44 protein-coding genes and 1 tRNA gene are annotated in these 26,243 nt (G+C 50.9%); 2 read left to right on the top strand and 43 right to left on the bottom strand.

Annotated elements, in window-relative coordinates:
- Position 1: 1 nt before the first annotated feature.
- From M2118_RS02425 to M2118_RS02220, 43 genes are all read right to left on the bottom strand, one after another.
- Complete coding sequence (locus M2118_RS02425) at positions 2–1,150, bottom strand: hypothetical protein (protein WP_280794364.1); 1,149 nt, start codon at positions 1,148–1,150, stop codon at positions 2–4.
- A 2-nt stretch (positions 1,151–1,152) separates the two neighbouring features.
- Complete coding sequence (locus M2118_RS02420; protein WP_280794363.1) at positions 1,153–1,842, bottom strand: hypothetical protein; 690 nt, start codon at positions 1,840–1,842, stop codon at positions 1,153–1,155.
- Positions 1,842–2,717, bottom strand: a complete 876-nt coding sequence (locus tag M2118_RS02415; protein WP_280794362.1) for a hypothetical protein — start codon at positions 2,715–2,717, stop codon at positions 1,842–1,844. Before M2118_RS02415 ends, M2118_RS02420 begins: the two co-directional genes overlap by 1 nt.
- Positions 2,717–4,216, bottom strand: a complete 1,500-nt coding sequence (locus M2118_RS02410) for a hypothetical protein (RefSeq protein ID WP_280794361.1) — start codon at positions 4,214–4,216, stop codon at positions 2,717–2,719. The genes M2118_RS02415 and M2118_RS02410 overlap by 1 nt, the downstream gene beginning before the upstream one ends.
- Positions 4,217–4,577: 361 nt before the next feature.
- Positions 4,578–4,838, bottom strand: a complete 261-nt coding sequence (locus tag M2118_RS02405) for a hypothetical protein (RefSeq protein ID WP_280794360.1) — start codon at positions 4,836–4,838, stop codon at positions 4,578–4,580.
- Between the two features lie 94 nt (positions 4,839–4,932).
- Positions 4,933–5,460, bottom strand: coding sequence for a hypothetical protein (locus M2118_RS02400; RefSeq protein ID WP_280794359.1), 528 nt, complete (start codon positions 5,458–5,460; stop codon positions 4,933–4,935).
- An 83-nt stretch (positions 5,461–5,543) separates the two neighbouring features.
- A complete protein-coding gene (locus M2118_RS02395; protein WP_280794358.1) occupies positions 5,544–5,951 on the bottom strand; it encodes a hypothetical protein in 408 nt (135 codons plus the stop codon).
- Entirely contained in the window at positions 5,951–6,199 is a 249-nt protein-coding gene (locus tag M2118_RS02390; protein WP_280794357.1) for a hypothetical protein, read from the bottom strand. The genes M2118_RS02395 and M2118_RS02390 overlap by 1 nt, the downstream gene beginning before the upstream one ends.
- Positions 6,192–6,512 carry a hypothetical protein gene (locus M2118_RS02385; protein WP_280794356.1) on the bottom strand — a complete coding sequence of 107 codons (321 nt, stop codon included), beginning with the start codon at positions 6,510–6,512 and terminating at the stop codon, positions 6,192–6,194. Before M2118_RS02385 ends, M2118_RS02390 begins: the two co-directional genes overlap by 8 nt.
- A 2-nt stretch (positions 6,513–6,514) precedes the next feature.
- Positions 6,515–7,114: a hypothetical protein gene (locus M2118_RS02380; protein WP_280794355.1), complete on the bottom strand. Its 600-nt coding sequence runs from the start codon at positions 7,112–7,114 to the stop codon at positions 6,515–6,517.
- Positions 7,115–7,192: 78 nt separating this feature from the next.
- Positions 7,193–8,008: a hypothetical protein gene (locus M2118_RS02375; RefSeq protein WP_280794354.1), complete on the bottom strand. Its 816-nt coding sequence runs from the start codon at positions 8,006–8,008 to the stop codon at positions 7,193–7,195.
- Positions 8,009–8,025: 17 nt separating this feature from the next.
- Positions 8,026–8,631 carry a hypothetical protein gene (locus M2118_RS02370; RefSeq protein WP_280794353.1) on the bottom strand — a complete coding sequence of 202 codons (606 nt, stop codon included), beginning with the start codon at positions 8,629–8,631 and terminating at the stop codon, positions 8,026–8,028.
- A 65-nt stretch (positions 8,632–8,696) separates the two neighbouring features.
- Positions 8,697–9,521 (bottom strand): hypothetical protein, encoded by an 825-nt coding sequence (locus tag M2118_RS02365; RefSeq protein WP_280794352.1) that lies wholly within the window; start codon positions 9,519–9,521, stop codon positions 8,697–8,699.
- On the bottom strand, positions 9,508–10,845 hold the full coding sequence (locus tag M2118_RS02360) for a phage portal protein (RefSeq protein ID WP_280794351.1): 1,338 nt from the start codon (positions 10,843–10,845) through the stop codon (positions 9,508–9,510). Before M2118_RS02360 ends, M2118_RS02365 begins: the two co-directional genes overlap by 14 nt.
- 9 nt (positions 10,846–10,854) lie before the next feature.
- Positions 10,855–12,339: a hypothetical protein gene (locus M2118_RS02355; protein WP_280794350.1), complete on the bottom strand. Its 1,485-nt coding sequence runs from the start codon at positions 12,337–12,339 to the stop codon at positions 10,855–10,857.
- A 196-nt stretch (positions 12,340–12,535) separates the two neighbouring features.
- Entirely contained in the window at positions 12,536–13,006 is a 471-nt protein-coding gene (locus M2118_RS02350) for a hypothetical protein (protein ID WP_280794349.1), read from the bottom strand.
- A 45-nt stretch (positions 13,007–13,051) separates the two neighbouring features.
- Complete coding sequence (locus M2118_RS02345) at positions 13,052–13,579, bottom strand: hypothetical protein (protein ID WP_280794348.1); 528 nt, start codon at positions 13,577–13,579, stop codon at positions 13,052–13,054.
- A 261-nt stretch (positions 13,580–13,840) separates the two neighbouring features.
- Positions 13,841–14,377: an HNH endonuclease gene (locus M2118_RS08870; RefSeq protein ID WP_432418374.1), complete on the bottom strand. Its 537-nt coding sequence runs from the start codon at positions 14,375–14,377 to the stop codon at positions 13,841–13,843.
- A 227-nt stretch (positions 14,378–14,604) separates the two neighbouring features.
- Entirely contained in the window at positions 14,605–14,916 is a 312-nt protein-coding gene (locus M2118_RS02340) for an HNH endonuclease (RefSeq protein ID WP_280794347.1), read from the bottom strand.
- Between the two features lie 17 nt (positions 14,917–14,933).
- Positions 14,934–15,004 (bottom strand) — tRNA-Trp (locus M2118_RS02335).
- A 291-nt stretch (positions 15,005–15,295) separates the two neighbouring features.
- Positions 15,296–15,541 (bottom strand): hypothetical protein, encoded by a 246-nt coding sequence (locus M2118_RS02330; protein ID WP_280794346.1) that lies wholly within the window; start codon positions 15,539–15,541, stop codon positions 15,296–15,298.
- 182 nt (positions 15,542–15,723) lie between these two features.
- Complete coding sequence (locus M2118_RS02325; protein ID WP_280794345.1) at positions 15,724–15,993, bottom strand: hypothetical protein; 270 nt, start codon at positions 15,991–15,993, stop codon at positions 15,724–15,726.
- Positions 15,990–16,256, bottom strand: coding sequence for a hypothetical protein (locus M2118_RS02320; RefSeq protein ID WP_280794344.1), 267 nt, complete (start codon positions 16,254–16,256; stop codon positions 15,990–15,992). The genes M2118_RS02325 and M2118_RS02320 overlap by 4 nt, the downstream gene beginning before the upstream one ends.
- Entirely contained in the window at positions 16,249–16,476 is a 228-nt protein-coding gene (locus tag M2118_RS02315) for a hypothetical protein (protein ID WP_280794343.1), read from the bottom strand. Before M2118_RS02315 ends, M2118_RS02320 begins: the two co-directional genes overlap by 8 nt.
- A complete protein-coding gene (locus M2118_RS02310) occupies positions 16,473–16,649 on the bottom strand; it encodes a hypothetical protein (RefSeq protein WP_280794342.1) in 177 nt (58 codons plus the stop codon). The genes M2118_RS02315 and M2118_RS02310 overlap by 4 nt, the downstream gene beginning before the upstream one ends.
- 115 nt (positions 16,650–16,764) lie before the next feature.
- Complete coding sequence (locus tag M2118_RS02305) at positions 16,765–17,436, bottom strand: hypothetical protein (RefSeq protein ID WP_280794341.1); 672 nt, start codon at positions 17,434–17,436, stop codon at positions 16,765–16,767.
- A 160-nt stretch (positions 17,437–17,596) separates the two neighbouring features.
- Positions 17,597–17,980 carry a hypothetical protein gene (locus M2118_RS02300; RefSeq protein ID WP_280794340.1) on the bottom strand — a complete coding sequence of 128 codons (384 nt, stop codon included), beginning with the start codon at positions 17,978–17,980 and terminating at the stop codon, positions 17,597–17,599.
- The gene (locus M2118_RS02295) at positions 17,977–18,252 is read right to left on the bottom strand and encodes a hypothetical protein (protein WP_280794339.1); all 276 of its coding nucleotides are present in this window, start codon (positions 18,250–18,252) and stop codon (positions 17,977–17,979) included. Before M2118_RS02295 ends, M2118_RS02300 begins: the two co-directional genes overlap by 4 nt.
- Positions 18,245–18,745 (bottom strand): DNA N-6-adenine-methyltransferase, encoded by a 501-nt coding sequence (locus M2118_RS02290; protein ID WP_280794338.1) that lies wholly within the window; start codon positions 18,743–18,745, stop codon positions 18,245–18,247. The genes M2118_RS02295 and M2118_RS02290 overlap by 8 nt, the downstream gene beginning before the upstream one ends.
- Positions 18,746–18,871: 126 nt before the next feature.
- Positions 18,872–19,216, bottom strand: coding sequence for a hypothetical protein (locus M2118_RS02285; RefSeq protein ID WP_280794337.1), 345 nt, complete (start codon positions 19,214–19,216; stop codon positions 18,872–18,874).
- The gene (locus M2118_RS02280) at positions 19,213–20,010 is read right to left on the bottom strand and encodes a hypothetical protein (protein ID WP_280794336.1); all 798 of its coding nucleotides are present in this window, start codon (positions 20,008–20,010) and stop codon (positions 19,213–19,215) included. Before M2118_RS02280 ends, M2118_RS02285 begins: the two co-directional genes overlap by 4 nt.
- A complete protein-coding gene (locus M2118_RS02275) occupies positions 20,010–20,402 on the bottom strand; it encodes an HNH endonuclease (RefSeq protein WP_280794335.1) in 393 nt (130 codons plus the stop codon). Before M2118_RS02275 ends, M2118_RS02280 begins: the two co-directional genes overlap by 1 nt.
- The gene (locus M2118_RS02270; protein ID WP_280794334.1) at positions 20,399–20,752 is read right to left on the bottom strand and encodes a hypothetical protein; all 354 of its coding nucleotides are present in this window, start codon (positions 20,750–20,752) and stop codon (positions 20,399–20,401) included. The genes M2118_RS02275 and M2118_RS02270 overlap by 4 nt, the downstream gene beginning before the upstream one ends.
- Entirely contained in the window at positions 20,749–21,561 is an 813-nt protein-coding gene (locus tag M2118_RS02265) for a recombinase RecT (RefSeq protein WP_280794333.1), read from the bottom strand. Before M2118_RS02265 ends, M2118_RS02270 begins: the two co-directional genes overlap by 4 nt.
- On the bottom strand, positions 21,561–22,598 hold the full coding sequence (locus M2118_RS02260; RefSeq protein ID WP_280794332.1) for a YqaJ viral recombinase family protein: 1,038 nt from the start codon (positions 22,596–22,598) through the stop codon (positions 21,561–21,563). Before M2118_RS02260 ends, M2118_RS02265 begins: the two co-directional genes overlap by 1 nt.
- Positions 22,599–22,883, bottom strand: coding sequence for a hypothetical protein (locus tag M2118_RS02255; RefSeq protein WP_280794331.1), 285 nt, complete (start codon positions 22,881–22,883; stop codon positions 22,599–22,601).
- Between the two features lie 83 nt (positions 22,884–22,966).
- Positions 22,967–23,095 carry a hypothetical protein gene (locus M2118_RS02250; protein ID WP_280794330.1) on the bottom strand — a complete coding sequence of 43 codons (129 nt, stop codon included), beginning with the start codon at positions 23,093–23,095 and terminating at the stop codon, positions 22,967–22,969.
- A gap of 251 nt (positions 23,096–23,346) precedes the next feature.
- Positions 23,347–23,484, bottom strand: coding sequence for a hypothetical protein (locus tag M2118_RS02245; protein ID WP_280794329.1), 138 nt, complete (start codon positions 23,482–23,484; stop codon positions 23,347–23,349).
- On the bottom strand, positions 23,481–23,708 hold the full coding sequence (locus M2118_RS02240; protein ID WP_280794328.1) for a hypothetical protein: 228 nt from the start codon (positions 23,706–23,708) through the stop codon (positions 23,481–23,483). The genes M2118_RS02245 and M2118_RS02240 overlap by 4 nt, the downstream gene beginning before the upstream one ends.
- Positions 23,708–23,896 carry a hypothetical protein gene (locus M2118_RS02235; protein WP_280794327.1) on the bottom strand — a complete coding sequence of 63 codons (189 nt, stop codon included), beginning with the start codon at positions 23,894–23,896 and terminating at the stop codon, positions 23,708–23,710. Before M2118_RS02235 ends, M2118_RS02240 begins: the two co-directional genes overlap by 1 nt.
- Positions 23,893–24,213 (bottom strand): hypothetical protein, encoded by a 321-nt coding sequence (locus M2118_RS02230; protein ID WP_280794326.1) that lies wholly within the window; start codon positions 24,211–24,213, stop codon positions 23,893–23,895. The genes M2118_RS02235 and M2118_RS02230 overlap by 4 nt, the downstream gene beginning before the upstream one ends.
- Positions 24,214–24,375: 162 nt before the next feature.
- Entirely contained in the window at positions 24,376–24,600 is a 225-nt protein-coding gene (locus M2118_RS02225; protein WP_280794325.1) for a helix-turn-helix domain-containing protein, read from the bottom strand.
- Entirely contained in the window at positions 24,597–24,824 is a 228-nt protein-coding gene (locus M2118_RS02220) for a helix-turn-helix domain-containing protein (RefSeq protein WP_280794324.1), read from the bottom strand. Before M2118_RS02220 ends, M2118_RS02225 begins: the two co-directional genes overlap by 4 nt.
- A 78-nt stretch (positions 24,825–24,902) precedes the next feature.
- Here M2118_RS02220 and M2118_RS02215 point away from each other — a divergent pair, with 78 nt between their 5' ends.
- Together M2118_RS02215 and M2118_RS02210 are read left to right on the top strand one after the other, a co-directional pair.
- Complete coding sequence (locus M2118_RS02215; protein WP_280794323.1) at positions 24,903–25,142, top strand: helix-turn-helix domain-containing protein; 240 nt, start codon at positions 24,903–24,905, stop codon at positions 25,140–25,142.
- A 536-nt stretch (positions 25,143–25,678) separates the two neighbouring features.
- Positions 25,679–26,188 (top strand): phage holin family protein, encoded by a 510-nt coding sequence (locus M2118_RS02210; protein WP_280794322.1) that lies wholly within the window; start codon positions 25,679–25,681, stop codon positions 26,186–26,188.
- Positions 26,189–26,243 lie beyond the last annotated feature (55 nt).

The following is a 26,243-nucleotide window of genomic DNA, read 5'->3' as shown; positions in this document are numbered from 1 at the left end:
GTTAGCTCCTACTTTCTGCACACGTAAACTTCACAACCTCAGAGCCGTAATCGTAGGAATAACCCAAAACACGAATCCGCTTCCGAGAAGCAGCCCCAAGATACGGGTCCTTAGGTAAGCCCAAAATGCCGTAATCACCAGGGCGATACTCCCCTAAACGTGGAGCAGTCGACACAGTCTTACCTGCAAGAACAATCGTCGGATCACTAGACACCGAAAAGCTGAACTGGGAAACAGGTTTTGTGCCCACACGAACAGCAGCAGAAGCATGGCCGTCCAAAACTGACTGAGTAGTCACACTGTTACGGCTCATAGAAGCTTCCATGATGGGGAAACCGGCATCCGTCAACACAGTCGAAACAGCACGGGCGGTCACCGGGCGAGTTGCGCCAGTAGGAGTACCACCTATTTCCCAATCCTGAGTAACCAGCTCTTTAGCCGAGATACGGATAGACGCAGCCCTTACAGGGGAGGAAGGTAAAGACGCATCCCAAACCCAATCAGCACCAGCTTGCTTTAGCTCTGGCGCACCAGTGACTACCTGCCATTGAATCTGAGAGCCGTTGTTGATAAATACAGGACGGAAGTCGATATCAGGGCCACCATCAACACCTGAAAGTTTTGCCAGGACTTCATCAACAACCTGTAAGTCCTCGCCTAAAAAGGTGCGTTCGGCAGTACCCGCAACATCACCCTCGAAAGTGAGAGGAATAGAACCAGCTGTCCACGCTTGAGCCTGCTGCAAAACGCGCTTAGCAATCGTGCGAAGAGACAAGGCAGTAAATGTTGAGTTAGCTCCATAAGGGTCTGTAGTGCCCACTGGAAGAACATAGCGTCCCTCAAAATATGAACGGACACCAGCACCAGTAATTTTCAACTCACGCTTGTCTAAGTCGTAATCATGCTGCCAGATAGGGCCAGCATCCAATATGACGCCGTTTAGTTCCAGCCCCAACACGTAACGACCAGGAGTGAGCAAGGCCACGTCTATCGCTGTATTGAAACCACCCAACGTCACAGCAAGAGGAAGTTTCACGGTCGCCGAAATAACGCCAGCCTTATTCAAGACAGGATTGATAGATCCCGACTTCACAGGTAAAGAGCGGACAACTACATTGCCCGTTCGTAGTTCAGCAACAAACCAGCCCATGATTACGTATTAATCCAGAAGTCAAGGTTACGAGCACCGGCAGGTTCAGTCGTTTGTACATAGGCACGAGGGAGCGCCTCGAGTGCAGCGACACGAACAGTGAGGGCAGTTACCGCAGCCTCGAGCGCGGTTGCCCTACCCTCCACTGTTGTGGTGCGGGACTGTAAGACTGTGATGAGTGTCTGCAACGAGACATCTGCTGCAAGGTTAGTGAAGCCCTCAGTTGTCGCTGTGCCTGTATCGCCAACCTTTACCAAGTGGCGACCGATTTCGAGCGCACCAGCAGGCAAAGTCGGGGCAGTTGGAGAAGCTGCCGGAGTGCCGTTCGCAACCTCAATAAAAGCCTTGCCTGTTTCTGAAAGCTCCTCCAGAGGTTGCTTGACATAAATGATGTCGATACGAGGGTTGGCCGTCGGTGCGGCAGTAGTCGGCACATCAATAGCTGTAGGAACAGGCAAAATGACGGCACCAGTATCAGGAGAACGAGTCAAGACGAATCCAGAAGCAGCAATCTTGTACTTCATTTGAGACGCATACCCAGTCAGAGGGTTTGCCCCCAATACGCCAGGAAGAGCCACACCAGCTGTGTTCTGAACAAAGAAAGCCTGAGCACGACGATGCCCGACCTGATCTACACGGTTACCGGCAGTAGCCGAAGCCGTACCTAAACCGTTTTCAACTGTTACAGCCATTAGAACCATCCATCCCGAATTGTTGCTTCAACGAAAGAACCACCAGTGGCAACACCGATGGGAGAGAAAATATAACCGCGCTGACCCTGTTTAGGTACCGAAGCCCAGTTGGCCTGCGTCAACGAGACAGACACATCAGTAATTGCGCCTGACTCATCGCGCAAAAGTGCACGACCGCCAGCCTCAGGCCCCAAATAAACTTCCTCATTGACAAGAAGTGCCCGGTCAAAACGGACAACATAGTCATCAGAAAGAATCTGGAACCCAAGAGTAATAGGGCCACCAACGCGCCACATCGGATACACATCAGCTGTACCCGAGTTGAACAGCTGCACATAACCAGACAACGCGGCAGCTGCAACATCCCCATAAGTAAGTGGGTATTGCAACGAGTATTGAAGACCACCCGAAACAACGTAAGAAGCACCCTTACGAACAGTTTCCAAAGCGCCATACTTCAAAGGGTCAGGCGCAAACAGAGGAATGGAATACTTCCAAACTTTCTCAGAAATCCGTTTAGACAGCACAACCTGACCAGGTTCAATCCAGCATCGGGCTGACTTAGTTGACCCGGCATCAGTGACAGAGAAGTCAAAACCCTCCATAGCCGACAACGAAGCCAACCAGTCAACACCTGACGCCTCAGCTTCCGCAGAAGTAGAAAACTCAATCGCACATTCAAAAGTCATGTGACGGCCAGAAAGCAAAACCTGTTGTGGAGTAAATGACCCATGCTGACCGGGAACATCTACAGAATCAACACGGTTCGCTACCCCGTCATACCAGCCAACAAGACCAGAACCTACCCACCAATGATTTGACTCATTAGCGGAACCATAGAAAGTCTTATCCGCGAGCGTTACTGAATATGTCATTAGTTACCCATCTCGCTTTCAAGGCCGAAGCGCATTGCTCGAGCAAACTCAAGAGAAGCCGCAGTGGTATCCGTAGCGTTGCTATTGATTGTGAACTGTTGAGTAACACCATTCGACTTATCAAGTGGCACGACAGAAGCGCCCCGGTTTAGGTTCAACAGCTCGGGGCCTTTCTCGCCTACGAGGACAGTTCCAGAACCAGTAATCGTTCCACCATTAGCTAGAAGTGGAATCTTGCCCAGCTTGAAACCGATAGTTCCGCCAGTAGCTTTACTGATGAAACTTCCAACAGCGTTGAGTCCGTCAATGACGCCGTTTACAAGTTTCAAAATTGTGTTGATGTACGTCTTGATAACCCAGACAATGCCTTCAAAAACGCCACTGATTACTTGACCAATACCGTTAAATACGTTTGAAAATACTTGCCCAATTGCATTGATACCAGGAGTAATCCAGCCAATGAATCCAGCCCATACAGACGTAATCCACTTCACTACTGAATCCCAGTTCATCGCCAGGAGGATGATGACGCCAATTAGCGCCATGATGCCGATAATTATCCAAGTAATGGGGTTTGCTAACAGTGCAGTATTCATAGCCCACGTTGCGACAGTAACCGCAAGGAAAGCCACACCAAGAACACCCAAAGCAATCGCAAGAGCCTGAACAACAACAGGGTTTTCAGACATCCAATTCATCAAATCTGCACCAGCAACAGCAAGCTGTTCAACCATAGGAAGAACAAGAAGACCCAGAGTTTCTTGAAAGTTCCCAAAAGCCTGATCCATACGGTCAGCACCGGTGGCCGTAGCCTCAGCAGTACCGCCAACTTGTGTCTCAAGCTCCTTCATCATCAGAGCCTGAGCGCCAGCCATATCCCCAGCACCAACCATCGACTCAATCATGGCTTTCTGTTCTTCAGTGAACTGAACACCCATCCGGCCAAGTGAAGCTAACCCCTGAATAGGGTCATTGAACGCCTTACCAAGTGCGACAGCATTACCTTCAGCTGAACCAAACCCGGCAGCAGCCAAGTCCATCGCTGCCATAGTGGCACGGTCAAACATGCCACCCATGTCATCAGCAGTAGAAGCAAGCTCCTTGAACGTCAGTAACTTAGCCTGAGTGTTCTTAATCGCATCTTCATCAAGACCAGAATTGAGAGCCTGAGCCTGAGCCAAATCGATGAGTCGCTGAGAAACCTCGCCAGCCTTGTTGCCAAAAAGCCCCATTGAAGAAGCAATTTGATTGATACGAGCGTTCTGCTCGACCTCAGCTTGTGCAGCGCCAACAATGTCCTTCGTGAAACTAGCAATAGCGACACCGCCAACAATGGCAGCCATAGGGCCAGCGAGAGACTTGAGGCTCCCCATCATGCCCTGCCCCATTGACTGACCTACAGGGCCACCAATGTTGCTGAACTCATTTTCAAGGGTTGACTGCGCCCCTGTCATCGAGGGAACGATTTGAACGTATGCCTCAGCTATACGAGACGTCATCAAGACTCCTTAGGGTTCATGCGTTCAAGGTTCCGAATTACATCAGCTCTTGAATGTTTGGTCCTGCCAGACCGTTTCGTGTTGGCATCCGGCCACGGACGTTGAAGTGGCTTGATTTTCTTCTTCGAATTTGCCTGATGATTCAGGTCAAAAAGTTCAGCAAGAAGAATCCATTCATGAGTGACCGGATACTTCCAGTCATTCATTACTGCTTGAAGCCAAGAGGTAGGGTCACGCAGGAGTATCGCGGTGAGGTGTAAAGCTTCTAACCAGGTGACGCTCTCCCCCACGTCATCCCACGAAAGATGAAATCGACTCCGAAAGTCTGCTCGAATCTCACTCGGGTGAGACTCTGCAATCTCTAGGAGTCGGAAGATTCCCCCATGGTTACACCGTTAGTCCAAGCCTTGATGATTTCGCCAATCTCTGTAAGTGACTTCTCATCGAGGGCTTTCATCTCTTTCGAGTCTTCACCTAGAGTCAGCTCTAATACGAGGAAGGCTGCATCTACATCGTTCTGCGCTTTGCGAGATCGGCGAACTACACCGGAAGGAATGTTCTCAAACTTGGGGATTGAGAAGTCTTTGCCTTTGTGTTCAAAGTGGAATTTTTCAGTGGACATGAATGTCTCCTTGTGCGGTTATGCGGAATGTGCGGAAGTGTGAGAAACCGGGGCCGACGAGTCCGCACAACGCCGACCCCGGATATTGAGAGGTTTACGCCTCGAACTCGCTGAAGAACGTGTCTGAAGTGCGGCCTTCGGTTGCATAAGCGGTAATGGTGATGCCGTAAGAAACAGCCTCACCGTTTGCAATCGTCTGAGCTTCAACAGAGAGAACTTCACCTGAAGGGATGTAGTGACGAACAACCTTGGCACCGTCAACTACATCGATAACGAATGACTTTCGTCCACCGGTAGCAGCAGGGTTGACGGCAATCTTTCCGCCGACCATGGTTGCGCCGAAGTAAAGCTCGAGGACAGCCTCATTCGTCTCAAGAAGAGAGAACGCGAATGTTTCAGTTGCTTCGGTAATAACCTCACGGACAAGGTCAGCGTTCTGCCATGCACGAATCTGGTTGGTGGACTTATCGATAGTGTGTGCGATTCCGTCCTCGGAAACGTATCCAAGGTCTGTGAATCCGGTGAGTACGGAATCAGAAGCTGTTGGGGCGGTTGCTGTGGTGGCGCCTACATAGCACTTGCCTGTAATACCCACCACAACTGAATCGGCTGAGAGAGCCATGTTTTCTCCAAAGGGTTAAACGAAAAACACCCTCGGTCGAGAGTGTTGAGGTGGGCATAGCCCTATCTGAGTGCGGTCAGAAACTAGATGTCGGAAGCTTTGACGACAAGTTCAAAACTCATGTAACGCTGTTCTTCTGTTCCTTCGTTATCGACACGAATTGGGAACATGACAGTGCGGACCAGTTTGATATCTCCCCAGTTGAAAGTCCGCATAAGGGATTCCACGAAACGGGCAAGGTCAGAGGCGTCAGCGTATTTGTTGGCGTAAACGTTGATCCCAATACGCTCAGCCTTAGTAATACCCGTAACTATGGAAGAGCCACCATCTGCACGCACAGTGACAACTCTGGACGGGGTAGGAGAAACATCCGGGGCAGGCTTCTTCGTCGCTACAGTCACGCCTGAGGCGTAGGGCAGGGTCGACGCGGAAAGCGAAGACTTAAGCCGCGCAACAACTAACTTCTCCACATCAGGGAAAATCGTTGCCATTACTTCTCCAAACGTGAAAGTGTGCGAGCAAGGTTCCCTGTAACTGCTTCTCGAAATAAGCCATTAGGGCGGGTATCAACGACATTCGCAACATATTTAGTTCGACGCATCCAAGGCTGAGCCTCGAAGTCTGAACCGGCACTTGCTGCAAAGACTTCAGCTGCCTGATCTATAGCGTTTACAACGCCCTGTTCGTGCATGAGAGCGATGATGCCGTTCTTATCAAGCTTGATGCGTGCCCTACCCATCTCGACGCCTCAGTGAAACGACGACACCTTTTGAGACGTTCAGCATGGAAGACCAAGCCTGTGCGGAACCATCTTTCACATACTGGTCACCACGGACAACGAATACATCTTCATCCTGAATGTTGGAACCGGCAGGCATGTACAAAGTCATTTGAGTATCAATGGGTGAACCCTCAGTAGTTACAGGTTCAGAAGTGGCACCCCAACCGACAAGACAGCCGGGAACTTCAACATTTGCAGTTGTGAAAGTGGGATTTCCGTAGTCATCAGCAACACCTAAGGTGCGTCGGATAATCGTGACTGTTTCACCCATGATTAGTTTCCAAAGTGTGTAGCGTCACCGAGCATGCGGGAGTAACGCTTGTTGCCAAGAATGGAGGCCGTCCCGATTTGTTTCTTGCGGTAAGACATGGCGACTGCGAGTTCAGCCGGTGACAGCATGACCTGTGATCCGACAGCCCAAGAAGCGTATTCCTGAGTGAAAGGGCCAGTGGTCTGCTTTGTTATTCCTGAGGCAGCATCAGGGGCGATTGAAAGAGTGCGTGCAACCATTCCAGCAACGACTGCCACGACGGCTTCAGGAATCGTCGCAGAGCCGTGTTCATAGACGACCTTAAGTGGAAGGTTGGAATATACGTTGAAAAGCGCCTGAAAGCCGTCCCACGTGTAATCGACAGCGGCCCCGTTGACATCTTCAACAGAAACAATGGCTATTACGGGACGTTGGAGGAGGCGAACAACACCATCCTTAGCGAATACTCGAACAGTAGATTCGCCAAGCTCAAACTTTTGTTCAGACTTGTTGACGAAAAGCGCGGAAGCATCTTCAAGCCAGGCGGTTGCTTTTGCCTCTTCAGCAGTGGTGAGTTCACGTCCAAGACGTGCTTCAACATCGGCAATGGTTGCGAGAGCCATTCGGACGCCTTTCGTTCACAAGGTGTGGTTAGGAGGGTGGGAGCCGACCGAAGCCGACCCCCACCTGCACGATTCGAGTTAGGCCGAAACGTACTTGACGACGCCAGCAGGAAGGGTGACCTTCGAGCCGTAGACGTTGAGGCCACGAACAATGTCGCCAAACTTCGCAGGGTTGCGAAGAGCCTCGGTCTTGTCAATCTGCGAAACGAACGCAGCTGCCTTCTCGTGGTAACCCACAGCCACAGGCTTGGTAGCCTCAGCAAATGCGGGGGTTTCAAGAATGTCCATACCGAACAGGCGTGCTACCTGACCGTTACGGAGTTCGTTCGAACCACCAGCGAGAGCAACATCCGACAGGCCCGAGATAAGCAGGTCAGCGAACGCAGGGTTGACTGCTACGAAACGGCCAGCGGTTGGAACCTTAGCCTTAGCCATGACAAGACGAATCTTGCGCAGAGCAGCCTTAGCCTCTTCGTAGGTGTCAACAGCTACAGGAGTTGATTCCTGACCGTTGGTTGCACCAGCGAGAAGCTGAGCTACAGCGTAAGACTCAGCGTCCTCAGCGGTAGACATGCCAGCACCGGAAGTCCATGCCTCAAACGAGCCAGCAGCCTGAACAGCGTCAACATCGTCGATGTCGAGTGCCCATGCACGCTCCTGGTCAATGAGCAGGTCAACCTTGGTGTCTGCAAGAGCCTCAGGCGAGATAACTCGGCCAGCTGCCTTGTAGTCAACAGTGGTGGGGGTTACCGCGTTGATGATGTGAACAGTGTTGCCCTTGGATGCAGTACCAGCAAAGTCTGCGTTCAGGGTTGGGATAACGATCTGGTTTGCGAAGTAGTCCTTCTGGACTCCAGCTTCCCAGAGTTCGGGGATGAAGTTGTCGATAGCCATGAGCTATCTCCTTTCGATTATTGTTTGCCCATCAGCGCATCAAGGCGTCCGTCTTTACGAGCCGCCAAAATGTCCTGAGGGGTCATGTTTGAAAGTTCTTCACGAGAGCGAATCTGTGCAGAACCTGAATTGGGTTTGCCACGTTCTCCCTGCCCCAAGTCGGGGAAAGAAGGTTCGGCAGGTTTGGTGTGCGCTTCGACCCATGCCTGAATGGCGTCGGTGTCGATGTCGCCTGAATCGTCGATGAAAGCCGACTTGTTGAAATCAAGGAGGGCGTTCCCCTGAAGGGTTTTACCGGTCAATGCTGACTTCAATTCCGCATCTACGAGCTTTGCTGCATACTCAAGTCGCACGGCCTGACGCGTCTCTTCACGAGTCGACTCGATAAGTCGCTCCTGATCGGTCAGGGATGCCTGCTTGATAGCTTCAAGTTCTTTGGTAGCGGAAGCGTTGGCTTTTGCTTGAGCCTCATTTTTGCGACTCATTGCTTTCCACTTTTCAAGCTCTGCTTTCAAATCCGTTTCAGATTCGTCAGTGTTGGAAGCTTCATCAGTTTGAGCATCAGCAGATTCATCAGTATCTGCTGCATCTTTTGATTCGGGTGGCTGCACCTTTGGCAACATGGGTCATGTCTCCGTTTCGGATAATGTGCGCTCATTGCGAGCTATTCGACAGGGATTGTCGAAACTTATGCACCCCATGTGCGGGTTGGGGGCAAATCGTTAGGGCCAGTGAATTTTTGGCCTTCCACCGTGAGAACCGGTCCTAGTTCGCCGTGTTCATGGATGGAAATTTTTGAATAGTCAATGGCTCTCGCAGCGCGGTCAGTGACCCCGAAACGGTCAGCAATTGACGCGTGAACTGCGTCTAGGCGTTCTTCGTCAATGACTTGACCAACATCTGTTGAGCCATAGATAGGCATCTCGCCACAATCACAGTTGTTATGTATCGGCTGTAACTCGCCCGAGTGATAACGCTGAGTAGAAGCGACATAACACAGAGCGCAGTTCTCAGCACCTGAAAGCACCCGCACATAGCCGACAATGTTCGAATTACGGCCACGGGAAAGCAACCCAGCTGAACGCCTAGCCAGCTGAACCTCAGTACGCATAATGTCTTCAACCCTCAGAGCTGCCTGCTCAAGGGCTTGAGTCATTGTTTTGTCCTGCGACAAAGCAGTCCGCAACGTGACGAACGGACGACTATAAACCTGCACAACGTCGGCACCATTACGTAAAGCCGAAGTAGTCAACTGCTCAGCCGTAATGGCAGGAGCTATGAACTTCTCACCGTCAAGCTTCGCTATCTCCCGATAGAAACCAGTTGCGAGTTTCGCAGCCTGACTTTTCACCGCAGTCATGTCGCGAATCGTTGCGTCGATATACATCGGCACGTCATCATCACGCCAAGAACCAAGGTTTAGAAAGCGTTCCTTAGCCTGCGTACCTGCCACGTCAATGAGCCGTCCAGAGAGCGTCTGGTAAGCGTCTGAGAGTTCGCTACGGCTGGGCAACCTGACCACCTAGCATCGCCTGCGTGAGAATAGCTTCGCCTGCGCGTTCAGCTTCCATCTCTGCAATCTCCGCCGGTGAGAACTGCCCAACAAGCGCCATGCGAGAACGGAACGGAATGTCCTGGAACATTGCGTTGGCACTGCCCCGCTCCGAAATGGAATAACGCTCCGCTGGCTTCCAAATAGGTTCAAGATCCAGAAGACTTGCCCGAGCTTCATCGCCAATAATGCGGAACATCAAAGACATGACCTTCGACCAAGAAGCAGTAACTCGAGCCATACGGTCTTCAGCTTTGAACACAAGGCCTTCACGTGCGAGAGCTGCACCTTCAGCAGATTGGTTCGCGCCGTCTGGTGAGAGATAGTGCATGGGTGTGCGGGTCAGCGCAGCGAAGTCCTGAATATCTGCACGAACTCCGGCAATGATTCCTTGAATGTCTGTCTGGCCAGATTCCCAAATGTCTGCACCCTCAGGGAGCATCCACAATGCACCGGGTCCGGGCTGGAAAATGCCGTCATAATCGACTTCATTTCCGTCTTCGTCATACTGAGGAAGGTCGCCTTTAATGGCACGTTGCTTGAACGCCTGAGTAGTCACAATGACTAGGCGTTGCAAAATCATGTGATTGATGCGGTCGATGAGATCTAGGAAAGGTTCAAATTCGCCCTTCTCATCTAGGTTCTCAAACTTGACCACAGGAACTTCACCCAGAGGGTTATCGCCAGAAAGGTCTTCGCGCCAAATCCAGCCGTCAATTTCAAACAGTGAACGCTCAGAAGGTTTGACATAAACCTCCACCCGAGTTGGGTAGTAGAAGTATGCAAAGTCCATACCGGAGTCGTCATCACGGAAAACCTTTGCAGCCTCAGTAATCAGACGTGGATCTGACTGGTGATGCTTTGCCTCCATTTGGCGAGGGTCCTCAACCGTAACTACAGGCTTACCGCCAGGAATCAGTGGAGGGCCAACAATGGCGTAACACTCACCGAACGTCAGCATCTTGTTGTGGATGTCGGCAGAGCGAACATCCAAATCATTTGCTTTCCACAGTCGACGTGCTTCAATATCGCCGTTCTCATCACCATCGGCACCGGTGCGGAAACCGCCAATGATCATGCGTTCACGAGTTGCAGCGACAGCAAGCGAAGCAATGTTCATCCGCGCTTTCTTCTGAAAACGCTTATACGCCTTAGAGGCACCTTCTGCCCCCTCAGGCAGTGGCGCATCACCATCGACATATCGTTCAAGCAAGTTGTAACGAGCCTGACCTCGAGCGATATCGCGGACTAGACGCTGCTGACGCATGTTTAGTTCGGTCGCCATGAGTTCTCCTTAACGAATACGACGGGGCACGAAAGTGCTTCGCGTTGCTTCTCCCTTCGAAAGGGCTTGAAGCCTTGCTTGATATGCGAGAGTCGCCGCAACTGCGGCGTCAATCTTGTTTCTTGAATCGGGGTGTTCTTTCGCAATAGAAAGACCACTTCGGCTGATACGTCGACGGGCGTTCAGTACATGCCTGGTTAGGGCACGGTCGCCGTTGTGGGTGAGGTCACCTTCAACAACTGCGCTTTGGAACTGTTCCAATGCACGAACAACGAGATAAGAGCGGTTACCAGTCATCCACCACTCGATGGGGTGGTTCATCGTGGACTTGACCTTCAGCTTCTTACCGAAAGAAGCTTCCCAACCTGCGACATAAGATTCCCACTTAGCCGGGTCAGCGAACATGCCAACAACGGTGTAATCCTCGAACGCTTTACGCACCTCGAAATCAACCTCAGCAGCGGGGACTTCCCAATCATCCCCAGCAGGACCGTCGGGCTGTTCCCACACACGAATCTCGAAGAGATGCCCGTCAGATACCCGACACCCAATAAGTGCCGTAGCATCCGCAACACCACGAGAACGCTTCCTAGAACCGTCAAAGCCGAGCGTAATTTCATCACGCTTCGACACCTCAACAGGTTTCATGCAAGCGTTCCACTCCACAGCAGAAAGCCACGCATCACGCGAAGAAGTCGGCTGATTGAAGTAATAACGACGCATATCCTGCGGGTCATTACGTGGATCATAAATTTCAGACAAAATACGTTCAATGTCCATGACCTCCGCAAACGGGCCATACACGTCACGCAACCCGGCACGCACCTGGTCTTCATCCGTCAAATCAATATCGGCATCAGCTTCACGATGGTCAAACAGAAGCCTTTGACGCTTCGTCTTACCCTCAGCAATAGCCTTCGCAAGGTCGTGAGTTTCCTCAGCAACGCTCTTCTCCCCCGGCATATACATCGTGGAAGTCTCAAGCGACCAAGGTTCCGACTGTTTACGCTTGGCAAGGTTACGTCGAACAGTGGCATACATGCGCTTGAGTTCAGGACGAATGTAAAGATGTGTCTCATCGAAGACGACGAAAGTCTCTTTTCCACCATCTTTCGAAGAGTTCGAAGCAGTAGACGGAACAATCTCGCCACCAGCAGGAAGGAACGTTCGAGTCAGCCCGGCACCATCACGAGGCATACCAGCAGCTAACGGCCCCATAGTGAGGTTGAAATGTACGTTGTCGTACGTGTTGCCAGCCTGACCTTCTTCGGTCGCCAGACAGCGAACTACAGGCTCAACAACAGGGCGACCTACAGGCTCACCCTCTTCGAACTGATACGTAAAATCACAATTCGCAATCAGGCAACCATGCGCAGCACACGAATAGATTTCGCCCAGTTCAGCCCAATGGTCAAACCTGACCGGAGCTAAAACCTCAGCAAGAACAACAAAGCCGGCAAGTTCCGACTTCGCACGACCCTTAGGCCGTGACATGAAAGCCGAATCGTAAAACCTACGCCCATCCTCGCTGACCGCATAACAGTCAACAATGAAGCCAGAAAATTCGTCATCAAGCTCAACAGGCTGACCGGCAACGTCACCCGGACCATGGACACAGTGATGTTCCATCCACGAACACAGAAAAAATCCGAGCGAACGGGCACGATCATGCTCAGTTGAGCGAATCAGCTCACGCATTGTCCAACAGTCGGCGTCTACGCGTACCAATATCAGTCACGCCAGCAGGCACATCAACCGGTGAAGACTGCTCAACAGGGACGTAAACCATGCGCGACTTGAAACGAGACTCGGCAGTCTTAAGAATCTCGCCAGCTTCACGCTGACGTTGCTCAGTCATAGCCGACGCAATGCCACAGTTCGCACTATCCACCACGTTGACCGCAGTATCAACAACGAAACCCCACATAGCTTCATCCCACGCAACAGCATGAGGCAAACGCTTCACTTCCTCAAACCAGCGAAAAGTCGCATCCTGAAGAGGAACAGTGACCTGACCGTCCTTAGTCACAATCGTCCGATAAACCGGAAGCTCCAAAGGCCACGGGCCTTCAAACGGAACATCAAGAAATTCCCGTGTTTCAACCCGTGAAGGATTACGATTCACAGACTTTTCACTCGGAGCGCGACCAGGTAACGCCATGATTTGCCTCCCGTTTCGGGTGAATACACACCCATTTCGGGTGCATCAAATGAGAATGTGTCTACCCGTCACAGTCAAATAACGGCCGTGCGTGTAAAACTCAACATTCAAACCGTCGATACGTCGACGGAAACCATCAGCCTTCTCGGCATAAACCCACGCATGCAAGCCCTCACCAGAAGGAGAAACTTCCACATAGAACGGATTCACAGACCGGACAAACTCCACAGCCTGCAAAGAAGGCACACCATCAACAAAGCAATGATCCAAGTCATAACAGCCAATGCCGTCACCGTTGAGCACAAACCCAAGACCAATACCAACATTCGACTTAGACGCCTCAGCATAAGAAGACCAAGAGCCTGAATCGGTACTGGAAGCGTTACCGCCAGAAACCCTCAACGGCACTTTCTTCGACGAGTACCGAATCCAACGATCACGGCTCATAAGAGCATGAGGAAGTGGACGTTTACCCCGAGCGAAATAGACGCGGCACTTGGCCGAGCAAAACTTCGCATCAGCACGGGCAAGACGAAACTCAACGCCACAAAGCTGACAAGTGCGGAAAGACATGACTCAATCATATCAAAGTGTTACGGCTAAACCCATATAAATACTGGAAATAAAGCCAGTCAGAACAACGACTCAACCTAAGCCCACAACAACCAAGCAGACAACCAAACAGCCCACCAAGACAGCAAAAGCCAGTCACAAAGCCACCCAGCCCCACACAGCCTCACGCGTGACAAAGGTTTCGAAATAGTACACACCGCGAACAACAGCATCTCCCCGTGCTTTAGGACACCCACGGGGGAGCTTGCCCACCCCCAGGTATCAAGCAGCGTATCTGTATGACTGCCACTGAGATTCTTCGTCGTAGTCATCGGTGACGTTGCGTGATCGATTACAGACTCTGTGAGTAAGCCGAAGGTTGTTGCGGGTATTGTCGCCACCTAGATGTACTGGGATGATGTGGTCAATCTCAGGTGCTAACTCATTCCAGGATGGAAGGTTTGTGTTTACCTCTGTGTAGCAAAGTTGGCACTTGTAGTTGTCTCTGTGGATGATGAAAAGTCTCTTACGCTTGGAATACTTGCGTTTGTCTGCGCCACGGTACTTATTCGTGCAGGTGTCACTACAGTATGCGTAGCCGTGCTTTGAAGTGAACTTCTCTCCACATCCTTTGCATTTGCATGCCCACCAAAAAGAACCTCTGGCATGTGAAGCAGGGTATTCAGGGATGCTTTTTGGAACATGTACTAGTTCAGTGCTTGAGCTGAGCTTGCGTTCAGGGGTTAGCGTGGAGACTCTTGCACAATATGGGTGTCGTTGGACGCCTGTTTTTGTCGCTGTGCCTGGCCTGTCGCACATTATGCAGATGAATGGATACTTGAGTGGCTTAGGGCCTTTGAGCTTGCCCGATTCTCTTCTGCGGTTGGTGTAAACCTTGTTTGCGCATACAGCTGAGCAGGCGTTTTGTTGCTTACCAGTCAGTTCTGTTTGGCAGATGGTGCAGGTACGCTTAGACATATCAACCCCCTTCTCGGGTTGGTCATGCTCCCAGGCTGTTGACGCAGTCGTGGGAGTCTCTTATTGAGTTAGATAAAGCCGGGATGTTTCTCTTTGGGCTTTTGTTCGGTCAAGTGCTTACGTGCTGCGCGTCCTTCGGCTGATGATTTCTTGCCGTGGTGCCATTTGCAGAGCATGCGGAGATTGTCGAGTGAGTGTGTTCCGCCGGATGCGACGTTGATGATGTGGTCACATTCAGTGCCGGGATCTGGGCATTGAGTGCCGTTAAGCATGAGTTCTTGGCATTGTCCGTTGTCTCGTTCCATGACGAGCTGACGGATAGCTTTCCAGTTATGGGGTACTGATTCGCCCCGTTTGGAGCCTTCCCATTGTCCAGACACTTGAGGCTCCTTGTTTGCACCGCTCCGAGGAATTGAACCCCGTCCAACAGGTTTGGAATCTGTTGTGCTGCCGTAACACTTGAGCGATAGGTCGGCCTGTCATGAGTACACGGTGACTTAGCGTCGGTGTGTAACAGGGGACAGACCTTCAATTAGTAGTTGTTTCGTATACACGGGGACAACAGCCAAGCCCTAGACGGCCACACTTCCTTGGGTAGTGCAGTCTTTGCGTCCTCCATGATGCTTATGATCTGGGGGTTAAATGCAGAAACCCCCACGCTTGGTGAGGGTTTTTGGCATAGTTATACGCCGTGGCTCTAGTTTACATCTTTTGTTGAGGGTTTGGTTAGAGGTTTGGCGTGTCGTCTACTTGTCTAGATCAAACATGTTCTGCTCCTTGCTTGTATGGGTTGTCCTCAAAATACGTTTCAACCCACTTGGCGTTATAGCCTTCTTCCCATGCTTTTGCCATGAGAGATTTAGCGGCATCTAAAGAAATCCCTGTAGCGTCAATGAACTGAGCTACCGCTTCGGCTTTTACTTCAGCAAGCCAACGGTCAAACTCGTCATCATCACGCCATTTCCAGCCATGACGTATTTCTTCTGTTGTAGGGGTGTAATCCACTATCTAGCTTCCTTCCCAGAATGGAACAACCAACGGAACCATGTCGCCACGGCAGTGGTAAGCACACACTGGGTACGGGTCTTTTGATTCAGGGTCACGGCGATATGCAACTGCTGGCTTATCGCATGGCTGAAATGCTTCTCTACGTGTCACTCCCTCAGCACATGGAACATTTTGTGTACTCATTCTGTTTCTCCCTGTCGGTAAGGGTTCATAGTTGCCCCTTTGTCTGCAATGACATCACTAACGCCAGTCATGTAAGCCTCTTCCCAGACCTGAGCTTTTACTTCAGTAAACCAACGGTCAACGTGAGCTAGGAACTGCTCAGCCTTCTCGTCATCTACGTCAACAACCATCTGGTCAAGACCAAGAAGTGCAAGTTCTTTAATCACTTCCTCGTTGAGTGGTGGTAGTAGTACTACTTCTTCTGTTGTAGGTGTGTAATCACTCATTCTGTTTCTCCCTTTACTGGCATTTGAGAAATACCTGCCTCTAGTGCCCTCAGCACAGAGTTGTAGGGGTCAGCCTTTAGCTGCTCCTGAACTAACTTCATAATGCGCTGACGCTCAATCTGTCGTTCTTGCGCTTTTACTCCAGCAAGCCAACGGTCAAACTCTTCACGAAGAACACTTGGCAATATATGAGCAGGGCTTTCTTCCTCTGCCCAAATAAATGAGGAACGTACTCTCTCAGTTGTTAGCGTGTTGTTACTCATTTTTTCCTCCAAACGATTTCAGCACTGCGAGCATCCGCAAACGTGCCTTCTGGAAAGACCAAGCCTTACCGTGAAGATAAGTGCCGTCTGTGAAAGTAACCTTCCACTTCCACTTTGTTAGAGGCTTATCGCGCCCTAAATGGATTTCTTCTACCTTCCGTACTTCTTCTGTTGTAGGTGTGTAAGGAACTTGTTCGGGATTTCCGGACAACTCACTCATTTCACTTCTCCTTTGATGAGGTCGATTAGTTGGTCTAGATAGGAAACATGTTCCTTGCAGTATTCACAGCCACAGTCAGATCCTTTAGCTGTGTTGATTACTTTGACGATGCGTTCCTGCTCGGCTTCTGCGCCTTGTCGCCTGTAGTGGTTGCGGACTGTTTCGGCACTCATGCGGTTTCTCTTTCTAAATGTGGTGCGTTCAAGTGTTCGACGGCTAGGGCTACGTAGTCGTAGACTCCACCGACTGATTTGAGTGATGCGACATGGGCATCAAGTTCCTGCCTGGTCATACGGGTTCCTTTGCTTCTAGGACGTATGCGAGTTCTCTCAGTTGTAGGTCGCCTAGCCACACGTTTCGGCATGACCTGCACCTAGCGAGGCAGTTCTGTAGGGCGTTACTGAATCCGTGGTCTGGGTTGTGCCATTCGATAATCAATGCACGGCCTGATTCTGACTCGTTGACCTTTGCGTGAGTTTCCCCACATTCAGGACATGACCCCATCAGTTCGAGCGTGACCGGTGGGTTCAGGATGCGGTTGATAGCTCTCGACCACCCCTCTACGCTGCGAATAATTCCCGGAATACGCGCCTCATCAAGAGTTCCGTCAAGTAGTTGCTTATAGATCCCGACGGAAGCCTGCCGAATGTTCTGCTCGGGAAGCAGGTAGGGAACGGCACCTGGACTGTAAATGGTGAGAAGTTTCACTGCCCCTTCCTCGATACGGTCATACAAGTCGAGTGCTTCCGCATTGAGTACGTTGCGTTCTGAGGCCAGATTTGACCCTTGCCCTCCCCCAGCAACACTTGAAGCTATAGCGGTACGTAGCTGACCGATGAGGGGCTGGACAGCCACCTTCGTGATGACTATCTCATGCTCTGATTCTTGGCGAATATCCACACTTGTGATGGTGGTGAGTTCATCGATTACTTCACGGAGTTGTTCTAAAGCGGTTTTCAAGAGTTTTCCTTCCGGTCGTGGCATGGGCAGGCATATTTCAGGCCACAAGGAAACAGGCCGTGTGCTTTGGTTCCTCTTCGGCATTTGGAACAGCATGGGTTAGGGCGGACTTCGGGTTGCGGTTCAGGTTTGGGTGCTTGTGGGAATGAATATGAAGCCATTAGAAAGGCGTGTCCTCTCCGAGAGCTGCGGTAGCCCAGTCATCAGCAGGTGGAACGTCACTGTAAGGAATTTCCTCAACCGGCTCTGCCTGGTCATCCTGTTTTAGGAACTCAGGGAAGTTGATGGATCGCTCTACGTTGTAACCGGTCGTGCCGTCTTTCTTTTCGTAGGACTTGGCACGGTCGGAATACACTCCACGAACCTTCACCCGGTCACCTACTGACAGGATTCGGTTCTTCACTTCCCAAATCGTGTATTTGTCTGGATAGCTAGACTTTTCACGCATCACTTCAAGGTTTGCTCCCATGAAAGTTTCTTTATAGAAGAAAACTCTTGAGATAGTTCCGGTGACTGTGATTTCTTCACGGTCTTTGTTGCTCATTGCTGTTCTGCTTTCATTGCTAGTTCAAGTTGTTTCTCAGAAAATTCGTATTTACGTTGGCGAGACTTTTGGGCATCTTTCAACCGCCACTGCTCACCAACCTTGTAGAGGCGTTCATCATGTGCCTGGAGAAGATTCGGGCGTAAAACCCGGCGCATCTTCTCAAACTCATGAATACGCATCGCCTCACGATGCCGAGCTGAATGAAAGGACTCCTCAGCAGCAACCTTCACTGGGTCGAGGCCATTCATCCACAGGACGAAATCATTCATGAGGCACGCTCCAATCTGACGAAATAGCCCTTGACTCCTGATTTTTCGAGTTGGTCAGCATCCTCTTCCCCATAGGCGATAAGTACTGATGGAGCATTTGCAGACCCCCCCCGCTTAAATCGGCGCGAAGGAATTTGATACGCCCACGAACAAATAAGAGTGCTGTTGCTCGTTGCCAAACTTGTTCAAAAAACACTCTGGTTTCAGTTCGGGCGAATATCAGTGCTGTTCCTGTTCCGTGATCTGCAAGCCTTTTCAGGAACGGTTCAGACTCACGGCCGTATGGTGGGTTACACCAGATGCGACCACTCCAGGCGAGAGTTAGGCCGTCCTCGCCTCTTTCGAGTAGATAGGTCGACTTTGCAAGGTAGTGGTTTGGTGCGCCGCAAGGGTCTAGGTCAAACTCGCCCAATGAATCAACAATGTGATTTGGAGTTAGCCAACGTGTCTCACGTTCACCTGATGCAGGTAAAGCATTGCCGAAGCTAGACATGAGGAACCTCCGCATACCAGCCACATACACAAGCCACCACATCGATACATGGATCGTTAGGTACGCGGATAAGGTTCCGGCAACGCACACAAGGAACAGTTCGGAAATCCCGAACAGTTGCATCAATCACTTCTGCACCTCCCAGTAAGGAATGTGACCATCTACCCAGTTAGCGCGGTCATGCTCATCACAAGCCACCCAGCCACGCGCTAAAAGCCATGCTGAAGAAGTCTCGAACCGTTCTTCATGTTGTTCAGCCCAAGTACCTGGCTTAGCCCACGAGTTCAACCACAGGCGCTTAGAACACCAACCGTTGAAGATAATCCCGTGATTGGTATCACCCAAATATCGGTTAGGAGACTCCTCGCCACAATGCGAACACACCACAGGCTTAGAACGCTCCACCTGCAAAGCTGCTAAACGCTCAGCCTCTGCCCGTTCAAGCTCATCAAAGAAAGACAACTGGCTCATGCGACAGCCCCCTCATCGATTGACTGCTGCAACTCAGCCCAAGAGTTCTTAATCGCCGTCAACAAATACGCCTGAGGTTTCTCCACAATCCCCGAAGCACGAGATAAGAGATCCAAAACAATCTCGTACGCCTGCTGGACAGTGACAGACCTACCAGTAACGTTCACTAGCTCTGCATGAAGCTTCGTAAAGTTTGAGACACCTAACCCTTTGAGGCTTGAATTGATGACACTAATTTCTGAGTCAATTTCGCATGTTTCGCGGTTAAGAACTTGACTGACTTTATTAAGTCTTAACTGGGGTTGGGGTTGGGGTTGGGGGCGGTCGTACATCGCCCGTACATCATCCGTTACACCTGCTGTTACATCATCCGTTACACCGCTTTTGCGCTTCTTTTCACGGTGATTTTGCACACGGCCACGTACTCGGTCACGCTCTTCAAGCACTTTCTCCCGTGAAGGCTGAAAATCGAGGTAATCGTGAATCAGATACACGCCACGAGGAACATCAGGACAAGACTCACAATCATGCCCAGACTCATGCCAAATATCAGCCGTTAGTAACTCCGTTACAGCATCCTCAGGAGAAGCATCACGGCCCGTAAAGTTATCAACCGAGATTGACAGGCCAGTCGTATCAATAAGCCCCTTCACAGCCCGTTTAGGGATGAATCCGTCAGTTAGGTTGCGGTTAGCGAAAGCCAAACCACGAATCCACAACGCATCACCAAGAGCAGTAACGCCATAAAACTTCCTCTGATCATAGAAATCATCAGAGACACGTACCCAGCCCATTACGCAGCCTTTCCAATTACGAGAGGGGCGTCGTTCTTTCCCCTGGTTATTTCTGAAACGTCAACGACTCGGAATGTTCCGTCGTTGCTCAGTAAGCGCCATTCACGCGCCCAGATGTAGAAAACAGCGACCCGTTCGGTGTCATCCCACTCAAAGGTTTTCCACCCGTTACGGATACCGGTGTCGCGGAACTTCGTATCGACCTCTAAAGCGCCGTTACACAGTCCACACAGCGCCATAAGGTTCGATAAGACGTTCTTGTAGCCCTTAGGGTCGCCACCCATGCCACGGTTAGTGCGGTGCTGGATAGAGAGCGAATCAGAGCTACATGCAGCACATCGGTACGAATCACGCTCATATACAGACAGAGCAACCTTCTTAGAAACGTTCATTCGTCAACCCCCTCAGAGAGAGTGCGGACGTATTGCTGCCGAATGTAATCAATAGAAACTTCTTTGCCGAAAATGTCATGCCAGCAGAGTCCATCTATGCAAGTAGTGGCCAATATCTCGACACCGAAAGCATCTTTGTAGACAACTTGCGCCCACTTCTTTCTAGGTAGTTTCACAACTTCACGGACGACTTCCAGCGTGTATTCACCGCCAGCCAGCTTGATATCTGGCAGGTTCAAATATGAACGGCCAACGCCTTCACGGAACCAAACATCACCCGTTTCGTCACTAGGTTCCTCAGCAATAACCTCCAGCGTTACCCTGAGACGGTCACCCTTCACCCAACTCATGCTGGAACCTCCACAGCAGGCCAAGCCTCAACCGGAGTCTCAACCTCAATAACGTCAGTAGAGGCATCGTCACGAGTAATAACGAGATCGTGAACGCCAGCGATAGCCTCAACCTTCTGCTCATCAGCCTGAATAGCCTTACCCAGCTCAGTTGACTTCGGCAGGTAAGGAGCCAACGCACGAATAGCGGTCTTACGCGCCATTTCTTCCTCATTAGTTTTCCAAGGAGTTGACTGCCAATAAGAAGGACGGCGAGCAAGCACCTTGTCCTGAGGAAGATAAGCCCACACTGTTCCGGCACCCTTGAGCTTCGCCATAGCGACAACACCAGTCCAGGCACGCTTCTCGTCATAATCGGCAGGCAACCAATCAAAGAATCGGCCACGTTCACTGTTCGCGCCGTGGTCGAACTTGTCACCCTCACGTACCAGGAACGTTTCAATCTTCTCGATACGTCCAGAACGGTAAGCCAACTCGATGTATCCCTGATACCCAATAATGGGGAGGCAAATCTGCTGACCACCCTGCTTACGTGGAGTCAGGTAGAAGTGCCCCAAAGCTGGACCAATCTCCAACTTGAGTTGAGCCGCCAACATGATTCCGCCCAACACACTCGACGGAGTGGCCTGCTGCAAATCAGCAGATTGAGCAATCGTTGAAATCGCTGCACGCACAAACGCGCCCGAGTTCATCGCCCCAGCAAGTTGCACCTCAATAGCGGACTGTTGAGCCTGCACGAGATCCCGAACTGTCGGGTTTTTCTTCTGTTCGACCTGCTTTTCAGCAATAGCCTGAGAAATATCAGTCATTAGTTTTCTTCCTTCAAAGTTGATTTCCAAATAGTGAGTTCGTCGTAACCGGCAAGAATGTCCTCAACAGTCATTCCGGCCTCCCACGACTCGGGAGGGTCTGCCTCAAATTCCTTGAGGGTCTTACGCAAAAAACGAGGCGTAGAGGGATGTTCACGCATGTACTGCGCGTGAGTATCGGGATGTTCAGCCTTGAAAAGGGCCATATCAAACGACACAGAAGGCTTCGGGCGCTTCCACGTATAAAGCGACTTACCCTCAAACTGAATCTCAGAGTTGTCAGTAGCGTTCAATAGCTCCTTGAGAGCATCAGCAACCTTGTCGGAATCTTCCTTTGCCTGCTTCAACGTTGAACGTGCCTGGCCGTCAAGCCACCACACGTTCAGGATGCGCTCATCAACGCTCAGAGAGTTCCCTGAATCCTTGAATACTTCAGTCACTTCCGAAATGGTCGTCGGCTCTGGTGGAGTCAATGCAAGGACATTGTTCTTCCAGAAATCGCCCGTAATCTCGATGATCTGGTCAACAGCTGCCTGATTCCATTCGATGACGTAAAACTCGGGCTGATTCCCGCCGTGAAGAACAGCGAGATAGCCACGCTTAGCGCCTAGAACAATCATTTGGACAAGTACCTGCACCTGATAGTTCAAAGGCACCCCATCAGCCCACGAATCCTTCATATAGGTTGAAGAAGTCTTTAGCTCAATAGGTTCACCATTCGCGTTCACACGGTCAGGCGTAGCACCAAGCCACGGATATTCGACCGACTGTAAAAGACCAGGAGAAGGCAGCACTGCATGGCCTTGCGTATCCTCAACCCACTGAGCAATCGCATCCTCTAAACGGTGACCCCACTCCTGCCACTCCGTCATTTCGCTAGAAACTTCCGGGGTGAGCTTGTCGGTATAAATACCCAACGGAGTTGACCACTTAGACAAACCAAGGATGCACGCAACCTCAGAAGCCCCAATGAACGACTTACGAGCCTGTAACCACTCCACAGAGTTAGGAACAGCCTCCAAAACTGTGTACGACATTTACATTTCCTCAATAATTAGTTGGAGCTTGGCTGGACCAAACTCACGATCTACTTTGTGAATGACCGGCATGAGCTTCATCATGTATTCCGGCGTATCATCAGGCACCAGCCCGGCATCTACGAGGCCGTCACACATCGCCTTGAGAGTTGGCACCACGTTGTCAACATCACGCCGACGGTTATCGAGCACCAGCCAAACGAGTTGAACTCTGCACTTTCCCAATGCAGGTATATGGGCAGATTCTTTAGCAGCGACCCGTCGAACCTTTCGGGTCAGAGTCATTTTCTGCCCCCAATGCATACGTTGATTAGAAGTCAACGGTGGACGTTCATAAGGGAAGTTGATTAGCCAGGACTGCTTCACACTCATGCGGACACCGCCCGACGGATACGTTGGCGCTCATTTTTCAATGCACGCTTAGCAGCGACTTCCTCAGCAGACATGCGAGACAAGCGCTCAATGCGGTATTCGCGCACAAACGTCTTACATGTCACGCAACGGCAACCATTACGGAAGTAACTCGATAAGGAACCGGTTTCGTGGATCACAGCTCGCCCCGTTCCTTCAACGCAATCGCTTCCTTGGCAGAGAGCTTCGTTGAATCGATACGGCCGTGAACAATGTCCACCAGTGCATCCTCGGCAGAGTTCAGAGCATCCAAAACGGAGACCCCCCCCCCCCCACTTTTGGCGTGAACGCCACATACGAAACTCACGCTGAATCAGTTCGCCATTAGCTAGGCCACTCATTTGGCACCTCGCAAAAGGCGTGTACCAGCGAAAGCCATAACAATGACACCAAGCATCGTTGCCCCGTTATTCACGCCCATAAACAAGGCAGGAACAGCAGCAACAACAAACCCTGCAATAAACGTCAGGCTCAACGCTCAGCCCTCCAGAAAAGGCGGTCTAGCCAAGACAGCTGTGCAAACTCCTTCACAGCACGCTCATACCCCTGACCCCAGCCACGCTCAAACGACTCATTACGAGCAGCAGACTTTTCACGAGCATGAAGAACGCCAAGTTCGGCCTTCTGGTCAAGCAACGCATTATCAAGTAGCGCCATAAACTCACGGTCACGCTTCTCCTGAGCAGTCAAACGAGCCACTAGATCATCACCGCCACAAGAGCCACAACAGCAAGAAACAAGACAAGGACAGCTACGACACCGCAGCCAACCGCAACACCAGAAACAAACCCAGTGTTCGGTTTCGTTTGAGAAAACGAATAGTCACCGTCATAAAAAGAAGGAGCCTTCACAGGAGGAAACTGACGACTCAAATCGAAATCATTCACAGCGAGAACTCCTTCGCAATCAACACAGCCTGAGCCTTCCCATTCGGCCCCAGACGACGAAGCCCCGAATCAACCACCAAACCCTTACGCTTCAAAGCAGCAGGACGGGCAGTAATCGACGAATAAGAATGACCAGGGAACTTCGCAAGCAACTCACCCTGAGTCATGCCCGTAAAACCGCCGTCACGAATAGCCTCCAAAACAAGAGACTCCAAACCAGACACATCCAACGACTCAGCAGCCGCAATAGACGTATCCGATGCGTTAGAACGGTACAAATGCTGTACCGGTGTTACAGTTGGTGTTGCAGTAGACATGTAGTGCCTTTCTGTATCAAGCCCCCAGTTACCGCTGGGGGTTTTCTCTTTGTGTGTGGTGGGAGCTGACCGTTCCAAATCGAGCAGCCCCCACCAGTTCTGTATTCAGTTATGAAAGACCGGAGCTGGCAGACAATGGGGGGAATCAGCCAGCCCCGGAGATTAGGAAGCCTTCTTACGTAAGGCTTTGGCTGTTGCCGGGTACGCCCATAGGTCACGCGGTGCAGCCATTTGGTCACGGACGGCCTGAGGAGAGAAACGCCAGGTACGACGGATTCGAAGAGAAGGGATTACACCTTCACGGGCGTACTTGTAAGCGGTGTCTCTCGATACCCCGAGCATTTCTGCAAGCTCGTTGATGTCGATGAGCTTCTCAAACTCGCTCATGCGCATGCCTTAGGGAATAGATCCCGAGCTGAGATGTTGAGGACTTTAGCTATCGCGTGAACATCACGGGCTGTGAGTGAACCGGAGTCTTGTTCAACCTTGCGATAAAGAGTCGCGTAGGGAATACCAGACTTACCTGAGAGTGTGTTCAGACTAATCCCAGCTGATTCACGGGCTTCTCTGATTGACTGGGTAAGTGCTTTGTCGAAGCTTTTACTATCCATACGGATAACACTAGGCACTATCCAAACGGATATCAAACAGGCAAGCTATTTCGGCGTGTCGAATGTAGAATGGGCGTTATGAGTAACATGCAGGGGGACAAGTACAGCCAAGCTGTAGCAGCCATTCTTCGACGCGACTACGAAGCAAGCGGCCTAAGCTTTCGGATCATTGCCGAACGGACCGGGCTAGGTATTGCCACCGTGGAACGCGTTATCAACGGCAAGCGCGAAGCTACCGCCTACTACCTTCACAAGCTTTGTGAAGTATTTGGCACATCGCCTGGCTCTGTACTTGATGAAGCCGATAACGCTGGGTAGATAAAAGCCCCCCATGCCTCACTGGGGGTCATGCTGTGCGCAATCCCCATCTCACGAATCTGTGTGACCGTGATGTTCGTCGCGCTCATGTTTATCTCCCCCAATGTAATTCGAATATATCTTCGAATGTAAGCCTATTCCTTACCACGGACGTTATAGCCCCCCCCCCCCGTCAAGTGGTGCATGATGTTCCCCACTGATCCCACTGACTTGTGTTGGCAAAGATGTTGGCGCGCCAACAAAAAGGGTCATTATCAGCCCTTAAATTATCTAAACGGATAAAGGCTCAAAACGGCACTTTTCCGCATAAGTACGCGGTTTTTCATGGGTATATGTCCTACTGCCCTTTACTCAAGAAGATGAATCGATGCCCGTTACTCACCCCAAGTAAATGAAAGCCCGGAGCACTTAGCTCCGGGCTTTTGTTTTGCTCTTCGCAAGCCCCAAAACAGGTCATTAAAGGTAGTTGCCCCTCAAATGACAGGTATTTTCACCTGTATAGTTTTGGAGTACTTGTTAAATAGGGGGCAACCACCGTGGCACGTAATTCCGTCAATCCTGACGACACCGTTGACAACGGTGACAACCTGGATCAACTCCTTGTTGGCTTCAAGTCGCGCAATGAATATCGTGCAGATCCCCACTACGTTCTCGAGCCTGTGGATTTCAGCACTCCTATCCCAGATCGCTTCGTCAAAATCCTGCGAGACTCCTCCCTTACCTTCCCCGATATGGAAGATCCTGAGGAAGCTCTTGAGCCAGAGACAGAACCAGAAACCAACTCTGGGCTCATCCTTCTCGCAGAGAACTATGACAAGAATGCTCGCAAGAAACTTCTGAGTGGTCGCGTATTTGGAATACTCGCTGGCGTCATTCTGTTTGTTGCTGTGATCACATTCTCCGCATTCGCTGGCTACATCTTGGCTGGTATTGCCATTGCTATCGTTGCAGGCGTATTCATTGTGATGAGCCGAACCTCTACCGCCCAGGCTCATGAGATTCACCAGATTGCTGCTGCTCTGACAAAGCCAGAAGAAACTTCATAACCTCCTTGCCCCATAAGAAAAGCCCGGAGCTACAGCTCCGGGCTTTACTTTTTGA

Origin of the sequence: Aurantimicrobium minutum (assembly GCF_029892845.1) — a bacterium.
GTDB lineage: Bacteria > Actinomycetota > Actinomycetes > Actinomycetales > Microbacteriaceae > Aurantimicrobium > Aurantimicrobium minutum_B.
Note: the sequence above shows the minus strand (reverse complement) of the source record. Positions and strands in the feature narration are given on the sequence as shown.